This window comes from Lentzea xinjiangensis (genome assembly GCF_900110955.1).
Taxonomy (GTDB): Bacteria; Actinomycetota; Actinomycetes; order Mycobacteriales; family Pseudonocardiaceae; genus Lentzea; species Lentzea xinjiangensis.
In genome coordinates, this window is the sequence record NZ_FOFR01000001.1 from 1 (window position 1) to 14,804 (window position 14,804).

A 14,804-nucleotide genomic window follows, 5' to 3' on the forward strand; every position below is an offset into this window, starting at 1 on the left:
CCGCGAACGCCGCGGAACGCCGTCAACAGAAGATCGACAAGCTGAGGATCGCCGGCTCCGCGAACGCCGCGGAACGCCGCCAGCAGAAGGTCGACAAGCTGAGGACCGCTGGCTCCGCCAACACCGCGGAACGCCGTCAGCGGAAGATCGGCGAGCCGAACAAGACCATCGTGGAACGCGTCGCGGAGAGCTCGTGGAACGACAGCCGCGATCCAGCGAAGATGGGGCTGGCCGTGGTGGACGGCATGATCGGCGTGGCGGCTGACAGCTACCGGACCGCGAGCGCGAACTCGCTCTCGCGCGGAAAGGACGCCGCCTGGCAGGCGAGGCTCGCGTGGGCTGAAGAACAACGGCGCGTCGCCCGCCTGGGCAACGCCGCTACCGCGCAGGACCGAGCGCGGGTCGCGCAGCGGTACGACGCTGTGAGGAGCCTCGACAGCTCCGTGGACAGGTCGCTCGATGCGAACGCTTCTGCGGGAAAGATCATGCGGCGGGTGGTCGCGGGTTCGACCGGCGTCGGGACCGCGGTCGGAGTCGCTTACGACGTCAACGAAGGCAAGCCGTTGGACGAGGCGATCGCAGGTGGTATCGGCGGCGTCGGCGGCGGCATCATCGGCGGCGCGGCGCTGGGAGCGGCCGGGGCACTGGCCGGCGGCGTGGGGGCCCCGGTGGGCGCCTTCGTCGGCGGGGTCGCCGGCGGTACCGCCGGCAGCGCCCTCGCCGAGGAAATGTACAAGGACGTGAAGGAGTCCTTCACCGGCTGACCCACCCGCACGGGTCGGCTCCGGCCGGGTCATCACGCTGGAGGACGGCTCCGCGCTGCGCCCCGGCTCGATCAGCGCCAGGTTCATACGGCTGTACGAGGCAGCAGGCCTGCCGCCGGTCCGGTTGCACGACCTCCGGCACACGGCCGCGACGCGCTCGGACACCCATCGGACACCCACAAGATCCACAGGGCGGGTGCGGGGGTTTGGCAGAAATACTCAGGGCACAACAAAGCCCCAGCCAGACCGAGGTCTGGATGGGGCTTGTGTGGCGCGCTCGACAGGATTCGAACCTGTAACCTTCTGATCCGTAGTCAGATGCTCTATCCGTTGAGCTACGAGCGCAAGCTATTCAATTGTAACCGATCCCCTAGAGGCTCGGCCTTGCGGAGGCTCCGGGATTTGAACCCGGGATGGGGGGTTACCCCAAACCGCATTAGCAGTGCGGCGCCATAGACCAGACTAGGCGAAGCCTCCCGGGACCATCCTTGGCCACGACGCATAGGTTACACAGGTCCTCAACCGACTTGCAAAACGCCCCCCTCGAAGCCTGAACACCGCAGGTCAGAGCCCCTGCGGAGGGCTCGAAAGGGGCGTTAAACGCCTGTTCACCGCCGCGGAAGTGATCTAGATCATCCCGAGGCGAGTTCCAGGAACGGTTGGAGCGACTCGGGATTGCGCAGGGCTCCGCGCGACACGGCCCGGTCCACGTCCATGCCGGCGAGGATCTTCTTGACCGGGACCTCGCACTTCTTGCCGTTGAGCGTCCGGGGGATTTCGGCCACGGCCACGAAGCGGTTCGGGACGTGGCGCGGGGACAGGGAGGAGCGCAGTTCCTTGCGCAGCACCGGTTCCACGTCGGCCAGGGAAACGCCGTCCAGCACGACGAAGCAGAGCAGCTCGCCCTCGGTGGCGCCGGACGTGTCGATCACCAGGGAGTCCACGACGCCGTCGACGGACTCGACGACCCGGTAGAACTCCGCGGTGCCCATGCGGACGCCGCCGCGGTTCAGGGTCGAGTCGGACCGGCCGTAGATCACGGCCGAGCCGCGCGGGGTGATGCGGATCCAGTCGCCGTGGCGCCAGATGCCGGGGTAGGTGTCGAAGTACGCGTCGCGCAGGCGGGAACCGTCCTCGTCGCCCCAGAAGAAGACCGGCATGGACGGCATCGGCTTGGTGATCACCAGCTCGCCCACGGCGTCCTCGACCGGGTTGCCCGCCTCGTCGTAGGCCTGCACGGCGGCGCCCAGGGCCCGGCAGGACAGCTCGCCGAGCCACACCGGGCGGTCGGGGGAGGCGGCCACGAAGGCGGTGCAGAGGTCGGTGCCGCCGGAGACCGAGGCGATCTGCACGTCCTCGCCGACGGCCGTGGCGATCCAGCGGAAGCCTTCCGGGGACAGGGGGGCGCCGGTCGAGCCGACCACCCGCAGGCCCGTCAGGTCGTAGCGGGCGGACGGGTCGAGGCCCTCCTTCAGGCACGACTGGACGTACGGGGCCGAGGTGCCGAAGTAGGTGACCCGGTGCTGTTCCGCCAAGTGCCACAACGTGTTCAGCGACGGGAACGCGGGGCTGCCGTCGTACAGGACGATCGTCGTCCCGACCAGCAGACCGCCGACCAGGTAGTTCCACATCATCCAGCCGGTGGTGGTGAACCAGAAGAAGCGGTCGCCGGGGCCCAGGTCGCTGTGCAGGCCCAGCATCTTCAGGTGTTCCAGCACGATGCCGCCGTGGCCCTGCACGATGCCCTTGGGCAGGCCGGTGGTCCCGGACGAGTAGAGCACCCACAGCGGGTGGTCGAACGGCACCGGCGTGAACTCCGGCGCGGCGCCCTCGTGCGCGGCCATCAGCTCCGCGAACGACAGCGCGTCCGGCAGCGTCGCCTCGACACCGAGGTAGTCGATCAGGACGGTGGCGCGCAGACCGGGTAGCTGCGCGCGGATCTCCTCGACGACCGGGCGGCAGTCGAACGACCGTCCGTTGTAGACGTAGCCGGAGACGGCGACGAACACCGCGGGCTCGATCTGGGTGAAGCGGTCGGCCACGGCCCGCGCGCCGAAGTCCGGGGAGCAGGACGACCACACCGCACCCAGCGAGGCGGCCGCCAGGAAGGCGATCAGGGCCTCGGGGGCGTTCGGGACGAGTGCCACCACCCGGTCGCCGGCGGAGACGCCCAGAGACGCCAACGCGGCCCGGAAAGCGGCCACCCGCGAGCGCAGCTCGCCGAACGTCAGGGACGACGCGGCGCCGTCCTCGCGGTGGAAGAGCACGGCGAGGTCGTCGTCGGCACCGCGGCGCAGTGCGTGCTCGGCGTAGTTCAGGGTCGCGCCGGGGAACCACCGCGCGCCCGGCATGTCCGAGGAGCCCAGCACGCGGTCGTACCCGGAGTGGAACCGGACGTCGAAGTACTCGGCCGTGGCGGCCCAGAACCCCTCGAGGTCCGAGACCGACCACTCCCACAGCGACTCGTAGTCGGAGAAGTCGTGGCCGCGGTCACGGAGCCACGACCGGAAGGCGGTCATCCCGTTGTCCCTCGTGGGGTCCGGGCGCCACAGCAGTTCGACGTCGGTGTCGGTCATGCCCCAATGTCTAGTTGAGGCGCATCCGCACGTCCATGTGTGATTGGCGGACAGGGCGTCCCCCGGTGGTGTGGCACCACCCCGTGTGGAACTACCCCGCCACCAGCAGCTCGTCGACGGCGTTCGTCAGCCGTGCCGCGTCCGTGGGGGCGAGCACGAGCCAGCCGTTCTGCTTGCGGAGGAGGTACCGGCCCTCGCGCGTGTCGAGCCACGACACCGAACGGCCCGTCGGGCGGGGGACCCCGTCGCGGTTGCGGGCGGTCAGGCCGAGCTCGCCGCCGCCGATGCGGGACGTGACGATGCGCATCAGCGTGTGGGCCTCTGGTTCGCGGACGCCGGCGTCGCGCAGGACCTCCAGGAAACCCTGCTTGCCCTCCTGCTCCCCCGCCTTGCCCGCCCGGACGTAGTCGTCCCAGCGCACGTTCACGGCGCGGCCGGCGCCCGGCGCGAGGGCCGGCAGCGACGACACCGTGGCCGAGGCGAGCGACGTCGGCCGGAACGGGTACAGGTGCACCTGGTCCTTCACGCGGGCGGCGAACGCGCCGCTCCAGCCAGCGCACGCGATGCCGCGGGCCAGTTCGGTGCCCTTGAAGTACGCGATCTCGAGCGCGCGGTCGAACTCGCCGAGGCCCGCGACCAGCGCCCGCAGCTCCGGGTCGGGACGGTGCACGGTGCCCAGGCGGCGGGCCTGCAGGGTGCGCGAGCTCTCCTCGACGAGGCGCTCCCGCGCCGCTCGGGTGGCCCCGAAGTGGGGCGTGCCGAGCGGCACGACGCGGTCCTCACCGTGCACGGCTTGCCACAGCAGGAAGAACTCCTGCGAGCTCACCGTGAACTGTCTGTCGTTCACTGGCCGATCACCGGCGGGGCGGCCTTGCGGTCCAGGCCGAAGACGTTGTCGTCCTCCTCCAGGTAGCTCGCGCTCTTGTGCTCGCGCTCGTCGTCGCGGCCGCCCGCGCCGGGAGCACCGGCGATCGGCGCGGCGCCCATCGCGAGCGGGTTCTGGAACGCCCTGGTCTGGTTGCCGGTCGCCGCCGACGAGGCCGCCGCGGCCGCACCGGCGCCACCGCGCGAGCCCTCGCTCACGCCGGCCGCGCCCCCGGCGACGCCGGGACCACCGGCGCCACCGCCACCCCCGGCGCCGCCCTGGCCGCCGGAGCCGGGCGCGAACGGACGGGCCATGCCGCCGCCGAACCCACCGCCGCCGCCACCACGGCCACCACGGCCACCGCCGGAACCGCCGCCACCGCCGCGCGAGGACGTGGTCGTGCCGCCGCGGTTCTGACCGGGCGCACCGGGCGGCACCGGGGCCGCCGCGCCACCACCGGTCGTGGTGTCCGGGACCGGCGCCGGCGTGCGACCGCCGAGCTCGGGCCCGGCCGGCGGCGTCGGGTTGATGGGGTTGACCGGAGGCGTGAACTGCGAGGGCACGGTCTGGTCGACCGCGGCCGAGTTGCGCTGGAACGCCGCCATCACGTCCGCCGCGCGGCGGTGCGAGGCGTCGTTGGCCGCGAGGGTCTCGACGGGGCTGGAGCCGACGGCCTCGAAGCCCGCGAACTCGCCCGTGGTGGTGTGCTGGCGCTGGTCCCGCACCGCGCCGAGCCCGTCGGCCTGCTCGGCCAGCGCGATCCGGTCGGCCGGGCGCAGGACCGTCCTCGGCACCGCGCCGTCCGCCACCGGCGGCTCGGGCGCCTGCGGGGGCGGCGGCATCGCGGCGCGGGCGGCCTCGACGTTGTCGGTCTCGGTGGCGATGGCCGCGGAGATCTTGTGCGCGTAGGTCGCGGTGTCGTCGACCCAGTTGGTGACCTCGGTCAGGCCGTCGCGGGCGAGCCTGGCCGACTCGCTGTCCCAGCCGACGGTCGAGTCCTCGACGGCCTTGAGCAGGCTGGCCCGCACCCCGGCGATGTCGTCGCCGATCTTCTGCCAGTTCGTGGCCGCGGTCTGGGCACCGGCGAGGTTCACGCCGGTGTGGACCATCTTGTAGAGCTGCTCGTGGGTGTACGTCATCCAGTCGACCGGCTCATGCAGGTCGTTGCGGTCGTACTTGCCGTCGTGGTGGTGATGGTGCGACGAGCTGTTGCCCCTGTTGCCGTTGCCCCTGTTGTTGTCGTACGACCCCTGGCTCACCAGGACCCCCCGGCGTTCTTCATGGCCTTCTCGGACTCGTCGTCGGCTTCACGGGTGGTGTCGCGGTTGCGCTTGAGCGCGTCGCTGATGTCGTCGAGGACCTTGAAGAGGTCCAGCAACGCCTTGGCGGCACCGGAGTCCTCCCCGACGGCGAGCTCGGAGAACCGCGCGCTGATCGCCTTCGCGACGGGGTTCTCACCGAACTGCAACGGCGTGGCGAGCTGGTCGGTCGCGCGCTTCCACAGGCCCATCACCTGGTCGCGCGCGTCGTCGACCGCCTTGATCAGCGCGTCCGCTGCGTCGACGTCGAGCGTCAGCTTCCCGTCGTCCGCGGCCTGGTCGAGCTTGGCCGCGGCGTGGCTCGCCTCCGCCTTGTCCACCAGCATCTGTTGCTGGAGCACGGGTTTCGCCGCGGCGAGCTGCTCCGCGGTGATCGGCGTCGTCGTCGCCGTGGAGACCTCGGGGGTCACCGGTGGTGTCCCCGCCGTCGCCGTTCCAGTCGTCTCAGAGCCTGTCCCAGTGCCTTCAGCCATTCCTCATAACCCCCTGCACTGCCTAACTCGTCACCGCAGCACTGGGTGTTACCTGCAGCTACACCCAGACAGCCGTCCGAAGCACCCCTTAGATGTACCTGGGCGACGGTTCGGTTCCAATCCGCCGTAAAGACCCTTACCTCAAGTGCGCGTCGACCCAGTTCAACGCGCGAGCCCACGCTTCGTCACTCGAGACGTCGAAGCGGATCACATCTGACGCGGTTTCCGAGGAAATCACCGCATCACGAAGCTTGCTCACTTCTTCCGAGTCGTCGTCGCGGTAGATGCCGAGCCACGGGCACGAGAGGTCGGCCGCCACGTCGACCAGCGCGGGCAGCCCGTCGGAGAGCGGCTCGAGGATGCCCGGCCCCTGCACGGTGACCGCCGCGCCGATCGTGCGGCTCGCGGCGACCACCATCGCGACCGTGCCGCCGATGTCGAAGCCGACGACACCCATGCGGTCCGCGCCCACGCCCCGCTGGCCCAGCCACACGAACGCGACGTCGGTGTCGGCGAGCAGCCGGTCGCCGGAGAGCTTGCTGACCCGGTCCCTGATGTCGTCGCCGTGCACGCGGTCCTCGTCGTAGAGGTGCGGCGCGATGGCGAGCCAGCCCTCGTCGGCCAGGCTGCTGACGAGCGTCCGCACCCCCGTGGTGATGCCGCGGGCCTCGTGCAGCACCACGAGTCCGCCCCGCACGGCGGAGTCGGGTTCGGCGATCGTCACCCGGAGCTCGCGGCCGTCGGTGAGGGAGAGCGTCTCGACGCGGGTAGTGGTCATGTTTCCACCCTCGCACGCCGGGGTGAACTCCAGTCAACGTGACCAATCGGACGGAGCAATGCGAGGATCGGGGACATGACCGTGCGAACCCGTGCTGACCTGGCGTCCCTGCCGTCCTACGTGCCCGGCAGGACCATCCCCGGCGCCATCAAGCTCGCGAGCAACGAGGTGTCCGCCGGACCGCTCCCGAGCGTCGTGAAGGCGATCGCCGACGCGGCCACCGCGATCAACCGGTACCCGGACTCGGGCTGCACCGAGCTCACCGCGAGGCTCGCCGACAAGCTCGGCGTCCCCGTGGACCACCTGGCGCTCGGCTGCGGCTCGGTGACCCTGTGCCAGCAGCTCGTCCAGGCGACGTGCACCGAGAACGACGAGGTGCTGTTCGCGTGGCGGTCGTTCGAGGCGTACCCGATCGTCACGCACGTGGCCGGTGCCCGGCAGATCCGCGTGCCGCTGACCCCGGAGCACGGGCACGACCTCGACGCGATGGCCGCGGCGATCACGCCGGACACGCGCATGGTCTTCGTCTGCAACCCGAACAACCCGACGGGCACCGCGCTGCGCACCGAGGAGATCGAGGCGTTCATCGCCAAGGTCCCGCGCGACGTGCTCGTGGTGCTCGACGAGGCCTACAAGGAGTTCGTCGACGACGCCCACATCCCCGACGGGGTCGAGCTGGCCAAGCAGTACTGGACCACCGGCCACAACAACGTGGCGGTGCTGAGGACGTTCTCCAAGGCGTACGGCCTCGCGGGCCTGCGGATCGGCTACGCGGTCGCGCCGCCCGTGGTCGCCGACGCGCTGCGGAAGGTCTACGTGCCGTTCTCCGTGAACGCGCTCGCGCAGGTGGCCGCGATGGCCTCGCTGGACGCCGAGGACGAGCTGATGGTCCGCTGCCGCGCGATCGTGGCGGAACGCACCCGCGTGCGCGGCGAGCTGCTGGCGATGGGCTACGAGGTGCCGGAAACCCAGGCGAACTTCGTGTGGCTGCCGCTGGGCGAGCGCACGGCCGCGTTCAACGAGCACTGCCTGACGCACAAGGTCGTCGTGCGCGCGTTCGCGGGCGAAGGCACCCGCGTGACGATCGGCGAACCGGACGAGAACGACGCCTTCCTGGCCGCCGCCCGCGCGTTCACCTCCTGAACGGCTACCTGGTGAGCAGCTGAACGATCGCCGCGACTCCCACCACCACGATGACGCCGCGCAGCACGGCGGGTGGGAGCTTGCGGCCGATCTTGGCCCCGATCTGCCCGCCGACGACGGACCCGGCGGCCAGCAGCAGCACGGCGAGCCACGCGACGTCGGCGATGAAGATGAACAGGACGCCGGCGACCAGGTTCACGAACGCGGTCAGCACGTTCTTCAGCGCGTTCATCCGCTGCAGGTGCTCGCTGACGAGCACCCCCATGATCCCCATGACCAGCACGCCCTGCGCGGCGCCGAAGTAGCCGCCGTAGACGCCCGCGGCGAACACACCGAGCCACAGCAGGACGCCGCCATCGTTGTCACTGCGCCGATCGGCGAGCTTGCGGTTGAGCCACGGCTGGATGAGCACGAGGACGAGTGCGATGACGATCAGCACCGGCACGATCGCCGCGAACGCCTTCTCCGGCAGCGTCACCAGCAGGACCGCGCCGACGACAGCGCCGAGCACCGACGCGGGCAGCAACCGCTTGATCCGGTCCGCCTGCCCCTTCAGCTCCTCGCGGTAGCCCCAGGCGCCGGACAGCGAGCCGGGCACGAGGCCGAGGCTGTTGGACACGTTCGCGACCACGGGCGGGTACCCGACGGCGAGCAGCACCGGGAAGGTCACGAGCGTGCCGCTGCCGACGACGGTGTTGATGCCGCCTGCGAACACACCCGCGATGACCACCGCGATGGCTTCCCAGACCGTCATGTCACCCCCTGGTACCCGATGGCTAGCGACGCTAACACCCCGTTCGGACCAGCGAAGTGTGGCGCTGATGACAGCAGGGCCGGCACTCAGCGCGAGTGCCGGCCCTGCTGGTCGATCTCCGGTTACGCGGTCCTGCGCTGCCTGCCGAGCAGGCTGGCCCCGAAGCCGAAGGCCACGAGCAGCGCACCCACGAGGCCGAGGCCCAGCACGCTGGCGCCGGTCTTGGCCAGCGCGTCACCGGGACCCGCGTCCCCGGCACCACCGCCGGCGGCGGGCGCGGCGGGCGGCGGGGTGGTGCTGTCGTCGCGGACAGGAGCCGGACCCGGCACGACCGTGAAGCTGACGTTCCACTCCCTACCTGCGAAGACCAAGACGTGGCCGTCCCACTCGCCCTCGAACTTCCACGGACCGTCGATCCAGGCCCAGTACTCACCGGCGGGAACGCGGTCGAAGCGCACGTTGCCCTTGTCGTCCGAGAACGTCTCGGCGACGTCCACGTTCCGCTCGCGGTCGCGCAGCACGATGCGGGTGTTGCCGATGGCCTCGCCGGCGTCGACCGTCCAGTTGCCGTTGCGGTCGTAGTAGAGCTCGCCGGTCAGTGAACCGAACCCGCCCGGGACGCGAGCGGTGTCGGAGGCCTCCGCGGCGTCGGTGTTCCACCCGGCGTACGGCGCGAAGCCGCAGGACGCGATGACCTTGCCGTACGCGTGGGCACCCGGCGGCACCTCCTCGGTGGCGACGAACGTCCTGGTCTCACCGGCGCCGACGGTCACACCCTTGCCGGGCGGGATCAACTCGCCCCAGCCCGTGAGGTCGGCGCCGCCCGGACGGCCGCCGAGCTGGTTCTCGTCGCCGATCCGGTTGCACCAGGCGAAGATGTTGTCGAGCGCCCGGTCACCCGAGTTCGTCAGCGTGATCGTGATCTTGGCCTGCTCGCCGACCTGGTAGACGTCCTTGTCGAGCGCCAGGGTCGCGCTGAGCGACTCGTGGTACGGGCGCTCCGCGCGTGCGACCAGCTCGACCACCGCGCCGGGCTGCACGCGGGGCCTCGAGCCGGAGTTGTCCGTGTGCACGATCCAGCCGTCGGCGAGGGTGTAGCCGATGTAGTAGTCACCCGAAGGGATGTCCTTGAACGAGTAGCGGCCATCGGCGTCCGTGGTGGTCTTGAAGTAGCCGTACGGCGCGCCGCCGTTGGCCTCGACCACGGCACCCGCGGCGGCCTCGCCCGCGTCCTGCTGCCCGTTGCGGTTCTTGTCGGTGTAGACGACACCGTTGACGGCGCCCTTGGTCTGCACGACCGCGACCTCGCCGCGGTAACCGCTCTGGTGCGGGTTCGGCCGGCCCTCGAAGTCGAAGGAGCCCCACAGCACCAGCTTGCCGTCGCGGAACTCGCGGATCGTGCCCGAGCCCTCGAAGGTGCGGGACTCGCCGGGAGCGAGCCGGATGCCCGCACCGTGGTACGAGAAGTCACCCCACTCGTCCTCGGGCATGTCCACGTCGAGGATCGGGAAGCTCAGCTTGACGCGCTCGGCCGTCGCGCCGCCGACGTTCGTGACGGTCAGCCAGAAGCGCACGGTCTCGTGCGACTCGTAGCTCGGCTTCTCGAACCACAGCGTGCCGCGCGGACTCGGCAGGGCGGCCCCCGGCCTGAGCCAGAGCGTCGTGTCCGCGCCGGACTCGGTGACGAACGCCTCGAAGCCGGCGCTGCCGTCGGTCAGCGTCCACGCGGGGTCGACCGTGACCCAGTACCTGCCGACGGGAAGCCCGGTGAACTCGGCCCGGCCGTCCGCGCCCGTCGCGCGCTCGGCGACGACGGCACCGGTCTGCTTGTCCGTGAAGGCGATCCTGAGGCCGTTGACCTGATCGCCCGGCTCGACGAGCCAGTTGCCGTTCTTGTCGTGGACGGCCGTGAACCTGTAGCTGCCCACCGCGGCGGGGTCGCCGGCCTCGTTCTTCGGCTGCTCGGAGGCGGGAGGCGGCGGCGTGCTCGGCGACGTCGAGACGGGCGCCGACGACTCGGTGCTGCTCGGCGGCACCGAATCGGTGGTCGACGGAGGCGCCGAGTCCACCGTGGACGGCGGCGCGCTCGACTCGCTCGTCGGCGTCGACGGCGGCGTCTGCTCGACGCTCGTCGAAGCCGGCGTTTCCGGCTCGTCCTGCGCCAGCGCACCGGTGGTGGCTCCGCCGAACGCCAGGACGGCAGCGGTGGTCAAGGCCCCGATTCTGAGCAGGGCACGACTGACCGATCTTCCGGACAAAATTCCCCCATAGACCCGTGGATGGTGGTCCCGCCGACGTCAAGCCCCCGCACGCGTCCAGCAGACTTCGCGCAAGCTACCCGACCTGGAGCGCTGCTGGAAAGACCCTTTTCAACATCGAAATCCACTGTGGACGTGATTCCGCCGACGACGCGTCGCCCCGGTGGCATGCTGGTCACCGTGACCCCGGAGGACCTGGCGCACCTGCGCCGGGCACGCGACCTGATGGACCGCGAGTACGCCAGACCGCTGGACGTGCCCGCGATGGCCCGCGCCGCCCTGATGTCGCCGTCCCACTTCTCCCGCCAGTTCCGCGCGGCCTACGGCGAAACCCCGTACAGCTACCTGATGACCCGGCGCATCGAACGCGCCAAAGCCTTGCTGCGCCTGGGAAAGCTCCCGGTGACCGAGGTCTGCGTCGAGGTCGGCTGCACCTCGCTCGGCTCGTTCTCCGCCCGCTTCACCGAACTGGTCGGCGAGTCACCGTCGGCCTACCGCGCCCGCTCGCACACCGCCCTGGCCGCCGTGCCGGGATGCCGGCTGAAGGGCCTGACGCGGCCGAGCAGGTTTCGAGAAGCGCCGGGTCCGCGGGCTACCTAGGGTTCGGCCCATGAAGCTCTCGCACACGTTCCTCTTCGTCCACGACCAGGACGCCGCGCTCGCGTTCTACCGCGACGTGATCGGCCTGGAGGTCCGCACCGACGAGTCCGTCGAGGGTTACCGGTGGCTCACCGTGGGCCCGGCCGCCCAGCCGGACCTCGAGATCGGCCTGTCCCTCATCGGCCCGCCCGTGCCACCGACCGACCACGAGGCGCTGAACGCACTGCTGGCCAAGGGATCCCTGCAGGGCCTGATCTTCGAGCTCGACGACGTCGACACCAAGTTCGAGCAGGTCCGCGCGGCCGGCGCGGAAGTCATGCAAGAGCCGATCGACCAGTTCTACGGCGTCCGCGACTGCGCGTTCCGCGACCCGTCCGGCAACATGATCCGCTTCTCGACCCCGCGCTCCGTCGCGCCGTAAAAGCATTTCCGGCCTCGGTCCCGGCGTGGTTCAGTAGCACTTCCAGGCGTACTCACAGACAAGGTCGATGCCATGGCAGCCCCGGACACACCGGGTGCCCTTGCCGTGCCCGGTGACACCCGCACTCGTTTTCGCGCGATCACCAGGAGCATTCGTCTTGACTTGGTACACCTCGTTCTTCACCGACCTCGCCAACTCCTTCTGGCGCGGTGCGGTCCACCCCTCGCAGACCTCCGCTGAGGTCGACTTCGTGACCGGCCTCGGCGCCGGACCGCGCGTGCTGGACGCGCCGTGCGGCAGCGGCAGGCACAGCATCGAACTGGTCCGCCGTGGCTACGCGGTCACCGGCCTCGACATCTCCGCCGAGGCCATCGCCCACGCCCGCGAACTGGCCCCGTCACTCGGCTGGCGGCAGGGCGACTTCTCCTCGCTGGGTTCGTTCGGCTTCGCCGCGGACCTGGCGCTGTGCATGGGCAACAGCTTCGGCTACCTCGACCACACCGGTTCACTGCGCTTCCTCGCCGACCTGGCGGCGGTCGCGCCGGTCCTCGTGATCGACTACGGGTGCGCGGCCGAGTCGTTGCTGCCCTCGCTGCCGGGCGAGATCCGGATGTCGGCGGGCGGCGTCGACATGGTCGCCGTCAATTCGTACGACGTCGCCTCGGGGCGGCTGCTGATCGATTTCACCTTCACCGACGGTGAGCGGACTCAGCGGTCCGTTTGCGTGCAGCACGTCTACACGGCCGGTGAGCTGAGCCGGATGTTGCTGGGCGCCGGGTTCGCGTCGGTCGAACTGTTCGGCGACACCGATGGGAGTGCGTTCCGCGTGGGCAGCCACCGGCTGCTGGCGGTGGCTCGACGCTGAGGGTGGGCGGTTGGTGCGTCGAAGTGGCGTGCCGCCCGTCGACAGTTCGAGAACCGGAAGCATTGATCGCTGAAAGATCGACGCCTTCTTCATCGGCAAAGCGACTCTCCGGACAGTCCTTTGCACGTGCTGAACGACCTCGTTCACGCAGACACCCTGATGCAGCAGAGACACGCCGCGAGCACGCCCGCGGGTTCTGAGCGGCTCATCGTAACCTTCACGGATGCATCTGGACGGGACGCGCAGGGAGTCTCCATGGCCGAGGACATGACCGTACTCGCGATATTTGTCGATGTACGAGGGTTCACCAAGTGGTCAGAGGCGAACGAGGTTTTCATCAACCTGGACAGCTTCGTCGAGGGATTCTTCAACGTACTGCGCAGACGCTTCAGATTTCCCGAGTTCCAGCTGAAGCCCTTGGGCGACGGCGCACTCCTCGTTCGCCAGATTCCCGATGACCTCAGCAGCAAGGACGTAACACGGCTGCTCGGAAGGGCTTTGAACGTCATAGGCCAAGTAGAAAAGGACTTCGCGCGGCACTGCACCGAGTTCTCCGGCCGAGTGGGACACGCAGCCGACCTCAGCCTGGGCTGGGGGATCGTGCGCGGAAAGGTCATCAAGGTCGGCGAGGACTGGGCAGGCCACAACCTGAACAAGTGTTCGCGACTGTGCAACGAGGCTCGTCCATTCGGAATAGTCGTCGATCGCGACGACTTTCCCGAACTCCCTCCGGAAGGAAAGAGCCTGATCAAGCAGGTGAGACGCCTTCGGGGTGTTGGCGACGTGCCGGTGTGGGTGTCCGCCGAAATAGCGTCACAATTCATACCGCGCGAGCGCCTTCGCGAAGAGCCGGAAGTGCACGTCGCGGGAACTTGCGTGAACGAAGGCAGCAACGGCGAGCTGAACCTCATCTTCGCACGCCGCTCCAGCGAGCGTCGCCTCTTCCCCGGAAAACTGGAGGGCTGCGGAGGGCAGTTGCGACACTCGGAGAGCTTCACGGACGGAGTTCGCCGCCACTTCAGACTGGAACTCGGAATCGACGTGGAAGTACTACAAGATTTTCACACCCTGTACGAGATCCGGGAACCGAACGAGCCACTCATCCCCGGGCTGCGGTTTCTCTGCAAGCAAATCGACAGCAGAGAACCAGCCAGTGCGAATCATTCCGAGATAATTCGCGTCTCGGAGAAGCAGTTCCGCGACATGTCCGCGAGCGACTTCGTAGGCGACTTGAAGCATGAGGTCATATCACTTCTGGACAGGTACAAGGCGACAGACCACAACCTGCGTCGCTGAAGATGCAAGACAGGAAACGAGGTCCTCGCGGACTCGTCCATCGCAGGGAAGCTGGAACGGGCTCCTCCGGGCACTTGAATGAGACCGGACGCGACAGGGGTGGCTCACCGACTGGTGAGCCACCCCTGTTTGTGCTGGTCACACTGCGGAAGCGGAGGGATTTGAACCCCCGGACGGTTGCCCGTCTCCCGCTTTCAAGGCGGGTGCATTCGGCCGCTCTGCCACGCTTCCCAGACGCCGCGGCGTCCGCCGAGAAGCCTAGCCGTTCGTCTCCCGCAGGTGTGTCATGACCCGGTCGAAGACCTTGGCCAGCACTTCGCTCTCCTCCGGGGTCAGCAGGTCGACGATGTGCTCGCGGACGCCGCGCAGGTGGGTGGGGGCCGCTTCGACGAGCTGGGCGAGGCCCTTCTGGGTCAGCTCGGCCAGGACGCCGCGGCCGTCCTCGGTGCACTCGCGGCGCAGGACCAGGCCGGCCTTCTCCATCCTGGCCACCTGGTGGGAGACGCGGGACTTCGAGGAGGCGACGTCTTCTGCCAGCTGGGTCATGCGCATGCGGCGGTTCGGTTGTTCGGAGAGGCGGACCAGGATCTCGTAGTCCGCCAGTGACACTCCGTGGGTGTCCTGCAGCTCTCGGTGCAGGCGGTCCATGAGCATGGAGGAGCCGTTCACGTAGGCGCGCCACGCGCGCATCT

General features: G+C 69.5%; 14 protein-coding genes and 3 tRNA genes. 6 read left to right on the top strand and 11 right to left on the bottom strand.

Features of this window, described 5'->3' with window-relative positions:
• Nucleotides 1–764: hypothetical protein (locus BMW88_RS41555; protein WP_177220843.1), on the top strand; the 764-nt coding region annotated here is incomplete at its 5' end.
• A 269-nt stretch (nucleotides 765–1,033) separates the two neighbouring features.
• On the opposite strand, the gene BMW88_RS00015 is transcribed toward BMW88_RS41555, so the two are convergent.
• The 7 genes from BMW88_RS00015 to BMW88_RS00045 all read right to left on the bottom strand — a co-directional run bounded on the left by BMW88_RS00015 (nucleotide 1,034) and on the right by BMW88_RS00045 (nucleotide 6,775).
• Nucleotides 1,034–1,109: transfer RNA gene (locus BMW88_RS00015), tRNA-Arg, on the bottom strand.
• A gap of 42 nt (nucleotides 1,110–1,151) precedes the next feature.
• Nucleotides 1,152–1,241 (bottom strand) — tRNA-Ser (locus tag BMW88_RS00020).
• 155 nt (nucleotides 1,242–1,396) lie between these two features.
• The gene (locus BMW88_RS00025) at nucleotides 1,397–3,340 is read right to left on the bottom strand and encodes an acetoacetate--CoA ligase (protein WP_089948073.1); all 1,944 of its coding nucleotides are present in this window, start codon (nucleotides 3,338–3,340) and stop codon (nucleotides 1,397–1,399) included.
• A gap of 91 nt (nucleotides 3,341–3,431) precedes the next feature.
• Entirely contained in the window at nucleotides 3,432–4,187 is a 756-nt protein-coding gene (locus BMW88_RS00030; RefSeq protein ID WP_089948075.1) for an ESX secretion-associated protein EspG, read from the bottom strand.
• The gene (locus BMW88_RS00035) at nucleotides 4,184–5,464 is read right to left on the bottom strand and encodes a PPE domain-containing protein (RefSeq protein ID WP_089948077.1); all 1,281 of its coding nucleotides are present in this window, start codon (nucleotides 5,462–5,464) and stop codon (nucleotides 4,184–4,186) included. The genes BMW88_RS00030 and BMW88_RS00035 overlap by 4 nt, the downstream gene beginning before the upstream one ends.
• The gene (locus BMW88_RS00040; protein WP_089948079.1) at nucleotides 5,461–5,934 is read right to left on the bottom strand and encodes a hypothetical protein; all 474 of its coding nucleotides are present in this window, start codon (nucleotides 5,932–5,934) and stop codon (nucleotides 5,461–5,463) included. Before BMW88_RS00040 ends, BMW88_RS00035 begins: the two co-directional genes overlap by 4 nt.
• 199 nt (nucleotides 5,935–6,133) lie before the next feature.
• Nucleotides 6,134–6,775: a dienelactone hydrolase family protein gene (locus BMW88_RS00045; RefSeq protein ID WP_089948080.1), complete on the bottom strand. Its 642-nt coding sequence runs from the start codon at nucleotides 6,773–6,775 to the stop codon at nucleotides 6,134–6,136.
• A gap of 75 nt (nucleotides 6,776–6,850) precedes the next feature.
• On the opposite strand from BMW88_RS00045, the gene hisC reads away from it, so the two are divergent.
• Nucleotides 6,851–7,918, top strand: coding sequence for a histidinol-phosphate transaminase (gene hisC / locus BMW88_RS00050; RefSeq protein ID WP_089948082.1), 1,068 nt, complete (start codon nucleotides 6,851–6,853; stop codon nucleotides 7,916–7,918).
• 4 nt (nucleotides 7,919–7,922) lie between these two features.
• Here hisC and BMW88_RS00055 read toward each other — a convergent pair whose 3' ends face one another.
• A complete protein-coding gene (locus BMW88_RS00055; RefSeq protein ID WP_089948083.1) occupies nucleotides 7,923–8,672 on the bottom strand; it encodes a sulfite exporter TauE/SafE family protein in 750 nt (249 codons plus the stop codon).
• A 122-nt stretch (nucleotides 8,673–8,794) separates the two neighbouring features.
• Nucleotides 8,795–10,885: an SdrD B-like domain-containing protein gene (locus BMW88_RS00060; RefSeq protein WP_143115928.1), complete on the bottom strand. Its 2,091-nt coding sequence runs from the start codon at nucleotides 10,883–10,885 to the stop codon at nucleotides 8,795–8,797.
• Nucleotides 10,886–11,098: 213 nt separating this feature from the next.
• Between BMW88_RS00060 and BMW88_RS00070 the strand changes: the two genes are divergently transcribed.
• The 4 genes from BMW88_RS00070 to BMW88_RS00085 all read left to right on the top strand — a co-directional run bounded on the left by BMW88_RS00070 (nucleotide 11,099) and on the right by BMW88_RS00085 (nucleotide 14,112).
• Complete coding sequence (locus tag BMW88_RS00070) at nucleotides 11,099–11,530, top strand: helix-turn-helix transcriptional regulator (protein WP_218147966.1); 432 nt, start codon at nucleotides 11,099–11,101, stop codon at nucleotides 11,528–11,530.
• Between the two features lie 10 nt (nucleotides 11,531–11,540).
• On the top strand, nucleotides 11,541–11,951 hold the full coding sequence (locus tag BMW88_RS00075; protein WP_089948089.1) for a VOC family protein: 411 nt from the start codon (nucleotides 11,541–11,543) through the stop codon (nucleotides 11,949–11,951).
• 157 nt (nucleotides 11,952–12,108) lie between these two features.
• On the top strand, nucleotides 12,109–12,816 hold the full coding sequence (locus BMW88_RS00080) for a class I SAM-dependent methyltransferase (protein WP_245777477.1): 708 nt from the start codon (nucleotides 12,109–12,111) through the stop codon (nucleotides 12,814–12,816).
• Nucleotides 12,817–12,942: 126 nt separating this feature from the next.
• Nucleotides 12,943–14,112 carry an NUDIX domain-containing protein gene (locus BMW88_RS00085; protein ID WP_143115929.1) on the top strand — a complete coding sequence of 390 codons (1,170 nt, stop codon included), beginning with the start codon at nucleotides 12,943–12,945 and terminating at the stop codon, nucleotides 14,110–14,112.
• 146 nt (nucleotides 14,113–14,258) lie between these two features.
• Here the strand turns inward: BMW88_RS00085 and BMW88_RS00090 are convergent.
• A tRNA-Ser gene (locus BMW88_RS00090) sits at nucleotides 14,259–14,343 on the bottom strand.
• Between the two features lie 27 nt (nucleotides 14,344–14,370).
• Nucleotides 14,371–14,802, bottom strand: a complete 432-nt coding sequence (locus BMW88_RS00095; RefSeq protein WP_089949365.1) for a MarR family winged helix-turn-helix transcriptional regulator — start codon at nucleotides 14,800–14,802, stop codon at nucleotides 14,371–14,373.
• Between the last annotated feature and the right edge of the window lie 2 nt (nucleotides 14,803–14,804).